The sequence below is a fragment of the Pseudomonas sp. HMWF006 genome, from assembly GCF_003061205.1.
Lineage (GTDB): Bacteria > Pseudomonadota > Gammaproteobacteria > Pseudomonadales > Pseudomonadaceae > Aquipseudomonas > Aquipseudomonas monsensis.
This window is the reverse complement of record NZ_QAIU01000475.1, coordinates 1-5,458: the sequence shown is the minus strand read 5'-3', so window position 1 is coordinate 5,458 and position 5,458 is coordinate 1. Positions and strand designations below refer to the sequence as shown.

Annotated in this window: 6 protein-coding genes; 3 read left to right on the top strand and 3 right to left on the bottom strand. The window is 57.8% G+C overall.

Going from position 1 to position 5,458, the window contains the following annotated elements:
* The 3 genes from DBR24_RS20730 to DBR24_RS20720 all read right to left on the bottom strand — a co-directional run.
* On the bottom strand, window positions 1–564 hold a 564-nt coding region (locus tag DBR24_RS20730), incomplete at its 3' end, for an endonuclease (RefSeq protein WP_256591697.1).
* A 4-nt stretch (window positions 565–568) separates the two neighbouring features.
* On the bottom strand, window positions 569–838 hold the full coding sequence (locus DBR24_RS20725; protein WP_128615687.1) for a DUF1654 domain-containing protein: 270 nt from the start codon (window positions 836–838) through the stop codon (window positions 569–571).
* A gap of 200 nt (window positions 839–1,038) precedes the next feature.
* Entirely contained in the window at window positions 1,039–2,127 is a 1,089-nt protein-coding gene (locus DBR24_RS20720) for an asparaginase (protein ID WP_123463374.1), read from the bottom strand.
* 348 nt (window positions 2,128–2,475) lie between these two features.
* On the opposite strand from DBR24_RS20720, the gene DBR24_RS20715 reads away from it, so the two are divergent.
* From DBR24_RS20715 to DBR24_RS20705, 3 genes are all read left to right on the top strand, one after another.
* Window positions 2,476–2,922: a hypothetical protein gene (locus tag DBR24_RS20715; RefSeq protein ID WP_123463372.1), complete on the top strand. Its 447-nt coding sequence runs from the start codon at window positions 2,476–2,478 to the stop codon at window positions 2,920–2,922.
* Window positions 2,923–3,119: 197 nt separating this feature from the next.
* Window positions 3,120–4,076: a sugar ABC transporter substrate-binding protein gene (locus tag DBR24_RS20710; protein WP_123463370.1), complete on the top strand. Its 957-nt coding sequence runs from the start codon at window positions 3,120–3,122 to the stop codon at window positions 4,074–4,076.
* 56 nt (window positions 4,077–4,132) lie between these two features.
* Window positions 4,133–5,458 (top strand): sugar ABC transporter ATP-binding protein (locus DBR24_RS20705; RefSeq protein ID WP_146189092.1); only part of this gene is annotated, 1,326 nt, incomplete at its 3' end.

The window sequence follows — 5,458 nt, the reverse complement described above, 5'->3', positions numbered from 1 at the left end:
CAATTGCCGGTCCTGTTTCGACAGGCGCAAGCCGTACTGCTTGCTCATGTAGAAGTAGGTCCGGGCGATCATGCCGCGAATCGAAGGGCGGGGCATGACCTTCTTCGCCTTGAAGTCGACCTGGGTCAGGCAGGAGCCGTACTGGCCAGACTGCACTGGCAGCCAGCCGTAGCTGAAATTGCTGCGATCGCCATTGACCTCGCCGATGCTCGGCACCAGGTTGTGCAGGTCCGCTTCAGCCTTCTGATAGCCAGGGTCGTAACGCGTACAGTTCTTGCGTCCGCCTTCCTGCCAGCATTGGCGTTGATGGCCGAACTCCCAGGCCGGGACAATGTGTTCCCACTCGATACGTGAAGCGCGCTTGGCGTTTTTGCGCGGTACGTAGCCGCAAGCCTTCAGATCGACTTTGTTGCCGGTGTATTTACACCCGCAATAAAACTCGGTGGATTGCGGCGCATAGAGCTTCCAGGCGACCTTCTTGGCTTCGGTAAATGTGCGAGGGGCGCCAGCCTGCGCGCCCATGGTGATGAACAACAACAGCAAAGCAAAACAGCGGACACTCATTGAATCAATCTTCCTTCGGTACAACCCAAAAAATCTGCACGCCACCATCATCGCGATAGGCAAGGGTGACGTTATCGTTCTCGTCGATTTCCTCGAGCAGGCGCTCCCACTCATCCGTTGGCTCATCCGGCAGGCGGAAGATCAGTGCGGCTTTGGCTTTTTGTGCAGTCGGAGAATTGATGATTTTCTGAACGCGAATACCCATGCGTTCGTAGGCGTCAGGAGCATCAGGAGAGGTGGCCACGAGGTTATCCTTATTAAGCTGTACGTGCATACAGTATTTAACTGTAGGCAATTTCGCAACTGCTTAAAATTCAAGAAAATCCTCTGACAGCCGTTTTCCGATTTTGGTGTGAGGTGTGCCGAAATATTTGTGTGGAAAATGCAGGAGAGCTGCCGCGCATGCCCCCCCTCCACCTGGTCGGTGAAGGGTGAGCAAAGAGCCCGATCACGAACGGATCGGGCGAAGGTCAATCAGTATTCCCAGAACATCCGTTGCAGCTCTTTGCTGTCGTTGGTTTTGGTCAGGGCGACCATTGCCAGGATGCGCGCTTTCTGTGGGTTCAAGTCATGCGCAACCACCCAGTCGTACTTGTCGTCAGGCTGTTCAGCGTTACGCAGGACGAAACCGCCGGCATTGACATGGGACGAACGAATGATCTGCACGCCGTCCTTGCGCAGGGCTTGCAGGGTTGGCACGACGCGAGAGGACACCGAGCCGTTGCCGGTGCCGGCATGGATGATGGCCTTGGCGCCGGACTGGGCGAGGGCTTTGTAGGCGGTATCGGACACGTTGCCGTAGGAGTAGGCGATTTCTACGTCAGGCAGGCTCTTGATGTTTTTGATGTCGAATTCCGAATCCATGGTGTGACGCTTGGCAGGCAGGCGGAACCAGTAGGATTTGCCTTCGACCACCATGCCCAGTGGGCCCCAGGCACTTTTGAACGCCTCGGTCTTGATGTTGATCATTTTGCTGACGTCGCGACCGGACTGGATTTCATCGTTCATGGTCACCAGTACGCCTTTGCCGCGCGCTTCCTTGCTGCTGGCCACGGCCACGGCGTTATACAGGTTAAGCATGCCGTCCGCCGACATGGCGGTGCCCGGACGCATCGAGCCGACCACAATGATCGGCTTGTCGGTTTTTTCGACCAGGTTCAGGAAGTAGGCGGTTTCTTCCAGGGTGTCGGTGCCGTGGGTGATAACGATGCCGTCGACGTCTTTGCTGTCAGCCAGTTCGGAGACGCGACGACCCAGTTGCAACAGGTTTTCGTTGGTGATGCTTTCCGAAGCAATCTGCATGACTTGCTCGCCGCGCACATTGGCCAGTTTGCTCAGCTCGGGAATGCCGGCAATCAGTTGCTCGACGCCAACCTTGGCTGCCTGATAAGTGGCGCTGTTGGCTGCGCTGGCGCCAGCCCCGGCGATGGTGCCGCCGGTCGCGAGTACCACGACATTGGCAAGCTTGGCCTGGGTTTCGACTTCTTTTGCCTGAAGGGCGGTGGGCAGGAGCAGGAGGAGGGCCAATGCGCCCGGAACCAAAGTGTTGAAAGCAGATTTCATTATTTTTCTCTCTAGTAGTGAGACGGTGCTTGATGCAGGTTCATCTAGATGCGCCCGGGCCGATCTGGATACCCGGGTACAGGGGAGGGAGCAGGATTTGTACCATCCGTACTTTGCTTGAGATAAATGTTTAACCTTATGATTTAAATCAGGAATTTTTACGTTGCTGTGCCGTGATACTCAACGCTGCATCCGGGTTTCCGAACATTGGCGGCTTGCGCGTTCGGCTGGCCGAAAGGATCACGCTTGTTCTGCAGAGGGCAAGGCGCAGATTCGATGGCTTTGCTAAAGAAACGGCGCTCCGCGCCGATGCGTCTTCAAGGAATCTTTATTTTTTGAGGAGTTCGCATGTCACTTTCGGTTGGTTTTCCAAATGCCAGCGCTGTCACCATCGGCGGCAAATCCGCAGCCACGATCAATGCTCTGAGCGACGCGACTGCCGAAGCCTCCGCCCAGTCGCTGGGCGACAAAGAGGGCGACACCACCCAGGTCAGAACCGGTGGCGCCGCACAGGAAGACAGCAAGGCCGAAAGCGGCAGCAATCAAAGTATCGCCGTGAAAATGCTGCTCAAGCGCCTGCAGGAGCTGCAAAAGCAGCTGCAGGAACAGCAACAGCAATTGGCGGCAGCGCAAGCCGCCAGTTATCCCACTCCGGAAGCCAAGCAGACCGCCGTCATGGCGATTCAGGGGCAGATAGCCGATACCAACGGCGCTCTTTCGGAAGTTTCGGGCAACCTGATCAAGGAGCTGGCCAAGGATTCCGGCGGCGGCGGTCTGATCAGTACTACTGCCTGAGATGCGGGCGAATCACGCGATTTGCCCTACAACAAATGCTGATGTGTGATTGTTGACAAATGTCGGCAGGGTTCGCATAGTTCGGTCTACGCAAACGTTTGCGCAGCTTTCCCGGCGGGCAATCCCTCTGAGGGAAGCGACGTAGCTTACGCCAGCGCAAGCGTTGCTCACAATAATCATAAGATCGGAGTGAACCCATGAAGCTGCCATTCGCTGGACGTCTTCTTGCTGTCGCTATGCTGGCTGCCACAGCCGCCGCACTACCTGTCTCCTCGGCGTTCGCCGAATCCCCGGAAAAACCTAAAGTCGCACTGGTCATGAAGTCCCTGGCCAACGAATTCTTCCTGACCATGGAAGATGGCGCCAAGGCTTATCAGAAAGAACATTCCGCCGATTTCGACCTGATCTCCAACGGCATCAAGGACGAAACCGATACCGCCGGCCAGACGCGCATCGTCGAGCAAATGATTCTGGCGAAGGTCAATGCACTGGTGATTGCGCCTTCCGATTCCAAGGCCATGGTTCCGGTGATCAAAAAAGCCGTCGATGCCGGCATCACCGTGATCAACATCGACAATCAGCTCGATCCGGCGATCGTCAAAAGCAAAAACATCAGCGTGCCCTTCGTAGGTCCGGACAACCGTAAAGGTGCACGTCTGGTCGGCGAATACCTGGCCAAGCAACTGAAGGCGGGCGACGAAGTCGGCATCATCGAAGGTGTGTCCACGACCACCAACGCCCAGCAGCGGACTGCTGGCTTCAAGGATGCGATGGACGCAGCACAGATCAAGATCGTTTCCCTGCAATCCGGTGATTGGGAAATCGACAAGGGTAACAAGGTCGCGGCTTCGATCCTCAGTGAATACCCGGAAGTCAAAGCGCTGCTGGCCGGCAACGACAGCATGGCCGTCGGTGCGGTTTCCGCTGTACGAGCTGCGGGCAAGGCCGGTCAGGTGCAGGTCGTGGGTTACGACAACATCAATGCGATCAAGCCAATGTTGAAGGACGGTCGAGTCCTCGCGACAGCCGATCAGTTCGCCGCCAAGCAAGCTGTCTTTGGCATCGAGACTGCGCTGAAAATCATCAAGGGCGAGAAGGTCGACAGCGGTGCCAACGGCGTGATTGAAACGCCGGTCGAACTGGTCACCAAGTAAGTCTTCCGGCGACACAACGGCGCTCGCCCGTCCGGGCGAGCGCATGGAGAGTTTTTATGTCAGTTTCCGCCCCGAACGCTGTCCTCTCGGTCAGCGGTATCGGTAAGACCTATGCGCAACCGGTGCTGACCGGCATCGACTTGACGCTGATGCGCGGTGAAGTACTGGCGCTGACCGGCGAGAACGGTGCCGGGAAAAGTACCCTGTCGAAGATCATTGGCGGACTGGTCACGCCGACCACCGGCCAGATGCAGTTCCACGGCAAGGAGTATCGTCCGGGCAGTCGGACCCAGGCCGAAGACCTTGGCGTGCGCATGGTCATGCAAGAACTCAATCTGTTGCCGACCCTGTCGGTGGCCGAGAACCTGTTCCTCGATAATCTGCCGAGCAACGGTGGCTGGATCAGCCGCAAGCAATTGCGCAAGGCGGCGATCGAGGCCATGGCGCAGGTCGGTCTGGACGCGATTGATCCGGACACGCTGGTGGGCGAGTTGGGCATTGGCCATCAGCAGATGGTCGAAATCGCCCGCAACCTGATTGGCGATTGCCATGTATTGATCCTCGACGAGCCGACCGCGATGCTGACCGCGCGCGAAGTCGAAATGCTCTTTGAGCAGATCACCCGGTTGCAGGCGCGTGGCGTCTCGATCATCTACATTTCCCACCGCCTCGAAGAGCTGGCGCGGGTCGCGCAACGGATTGCCGTGCTGCGTGACGGCAACCTGGTCTGCGTCGAGCCGATGGCCAATTACAACAGCGAGCAACTGGTCACATTGATGGTCGGTCGTGAGTTGGGTGAGCACATCGACATGGGGCAGCGCAACATCGGCGCGCCGGCATTGACGGTCAAGGGGCTGACTCGTTCGGACAAGGTGCGCGACGTTTCGTTTGAAGTGCGTGCCGGCGAGATTTTCGGCATTTCCGGGCTGATCGGGGCAGGGCGCACCGAGCTGCTGCGGTTGATTTTCGGTGCCGACGTCGCCGACAGCGGCACCATCGCGCTTGGCTCGCCAGCCAGGGCGGTGAGTGTGCGTTCGCCTGTCGATGCTGTGCGTCATGGCATAGCGTTGATCACCGAAGATCGCAAGGGCGAAGGTTTGCTGCTCAGTCAGTCGATCAGCGCCAACATCGCATTGGGCAACATGCCGGAGATTTCCAGCGGCGGTTTCGTCAACAACGGCGACGAAATCTCGCTGGCGCAGCGGCAGATTGATGCCATGCGCATCCGCAGTTCGAGTCCGGCGCAACTGGTGTCAGAGCTGTCTGGCGGCAACCAGCAGAAAGTCGTGATCGGGCGCTGGCTGGAGAGAGACTGTTCGGTGTTGCTGTTCGATGAGCCGACCCGAGGCATCGACGTCGGTGCCAAGTTCGACATCTATGCC